This is a genomic window from Rhizobium sp. P1_E1 (assembly GCF_056406015.1).
The window spans coordinates 1-2,229 of sequence record NZ_JBFUAY010000421.1; the positions used below are offsets into that span (position 1 = coordinate 1).

The 2,229-nt window shown below is 57.9% G+C and carries 2 protein-coding genes; both read right to left on the reverse strand.

Annotated elements, in window-relative coordinates; genetic code table 11:
* Positions 1-324: 324 nt before the first annotated feature.
* Entirely contained in the window at positions 325-1,065 is a 741-nt protein-coding gene (locus AC1D1Z_RS36565; RefSeq protein ID WP_130719433.1) for a DUF4231 domain-containing protein, read from the reverse strand.
* A gap of 294 nt (positions 1,066-1,359) precedes the next feature.
* A partial coding sequence (locus AC1D1Z_RS36570; RefSeq protein WP_477853707.1) for a M24 family metallopeptidase occupies positions 1,360-2,229 on the reverse strand: 870 nt, incomplete at its 5' end.

Genomic DNA, 2,229 nt, shown 5'->3' on the forward strand with positions numbered 1-2,229 from the left:
AAACGGAGTCGGATGGTCGACCGGCCGGCGCGCGTCGTAGCCCAGTTCTACGGCCAAGCCGGCCGGTCGATCAGCCGGCCCGTTTCAGCCAACCCGAAGGGCCGGGCATCTTTCCGCCAGGATCAAAGGCGATCGGCTCGGACGTACCGGGAGGTATGCCCGTCGCCAATCGCCTCTGCCCTGACGAAAATCTGCTCCGGCAGAATGCTTCAATCTAACCCGGAAAGGCTCTAGCGCGGGTGAGCTGGCTTACCTGAGCGGGCAAGATGGCGCCCGCTCAGGAGAACGGCTCGGTCGATCCCGCCGCCGAATGCCGACAAGGGCTCAGGGATTGGCTGCGGTGGTCCCTACAAAGAACTGGTTGAGTTGCTTCATCTCCAGCGCATGAGCGCGCTTTCTAAGAGCGACGGCCTGTTTGAGCGTCGCTAGCTCATCCGTTATGTCAATGAGATGAGCCTCGGCGACGAGCATCTCCGCTTCGACCCTTCCCTGCTCTCTCAATTGCCAGACGTCCCGGATGCGGAATTGAACAATGATCGTGCCGAAAAGCGCCACGAGCGCGGAGGTCGCCATTGGGAGCCATTGGGGGATAATCGTGCCATAAGCCGAAAATAATGAAGAGAGGCCGCTCAGAACGATGATCCCCAATGTGAGAAAATTCCAGAGATACTGATTCACCCTGGAGGATCGCGCATACCAGTTTCGATGCGTCCGCAGGTCACGCAAAGCCTGCCTTTTGATCTCGACCATATCCGATGGAAGCATCTTTTCTGCTCTCTCTTGATCGATCTCCCGTCTTGCTGCCAAAATCACGTTGATGACAACGATAGTTATCCCGAAGGTAATCATGAACCAGGCGAGGTAGTGCAAAGGGACGTCATCGAGAATGACGTTTGGAAAAAACTCAGGTTGAAAAAATTCGATTAAAGCGCCAAGCGATATCAAGAATACAGAAAAGACAACCACTGCTACCGAAAGCATCGCTGCTATATTTCTATATCTACCATTCAGTGTCATTTTCTGCAATTGCGCGGAGTCATCCTCATCCTTTCTGAACAAGTCCATCATCCTATCCTCAACACTGCAGGTTTAACCGCAGTCAACCTTGTACTACGTCAGAAAGCAAGTAACGTTTGCGAAGAAATACTTTATCGATCGAATTGCAGGCAGCCCTGGGTCCCGTCGATATGTCCGATGCCGCGAGAACCAACCGCCATATCGCCAACGTTCAGGCTGGGATAGCCTCCGCCTCTTGAATCCTGTCGCTTCAGGATAGGCTGATCGCCAGCGGTCGGTCGAGATCGCGGGCAATATATTGCTGGATCTGCCGGACGAGAGCGGGCAGGAGATGGTGCCCGCTCAGGAGAATGGCTCGGTCGGTCCTGCCGCTGGATTGGTGAGCCAGCACGGTCCCTCGTCGGTCATGTACATATGGTCTTCCAGCCGGATCCCGAATTCCCCGGGGAAGACGATCATCGGTTCGTTGGAAAAACACATGCCGGCGGCAAGCGGCGCGTCGTTGCCGCGAACGATGTAGGGTTCCTCGTGGATCTCGAGCCCGAGGCCATGACCGGCGCGATGCGGCAAACCTGGCAGGCGATAGTCGGGGCCGAGGGAGTGTTTGGCAAGCACCTTGCGGGCCGCATCGTCGAGGCTCGAGCAGGCGGCGCCGATCCGGGCCGCGTCGAAGACGGCCTGTTGCGCCTCGCGCTCGATCCACCAAGCCCGTTCGAACGCGCTGTTGCCGCCCTCCAGCATATAGGTCCTGGTGATATCGGAATGATAACCGTCGATCCGGCAGCCGGTATCGACGAGAATGACGTCGTCGCGACCAAGGACCTGATCGCCGTCGGCGCCATGCGGAAGCGAGGTCGCCGCGCCGAAGGAGACGATGCAGAATGTCGAGCCGGCATCGGCGCCGGCCTGGCGATGCTGCCGGTCGATGAAATCCACCACTTCGGATGATTTGATGCCCGGCTTCAAAAGCCGATGCACTTGCCTGTGGACGTCAAGTGTCAGGTCCATCGCATACTGAATGAGGGCAATCTCCGCGGCCGATTTGATGCAACGCAGGTCGCGGATCAGTCGCCCGCCATCGGCAAGCCTCGCCTCGCCCATCTCCGCTGCCAATGCATGATAGAAGAAAAGCGGCAAACCATCGTCGAGGGCAAGTCTGCCGCCCTGGGCAACAAGGCGGGCGATGAGAGCGGCACTGCTCTCCTCCTCTTC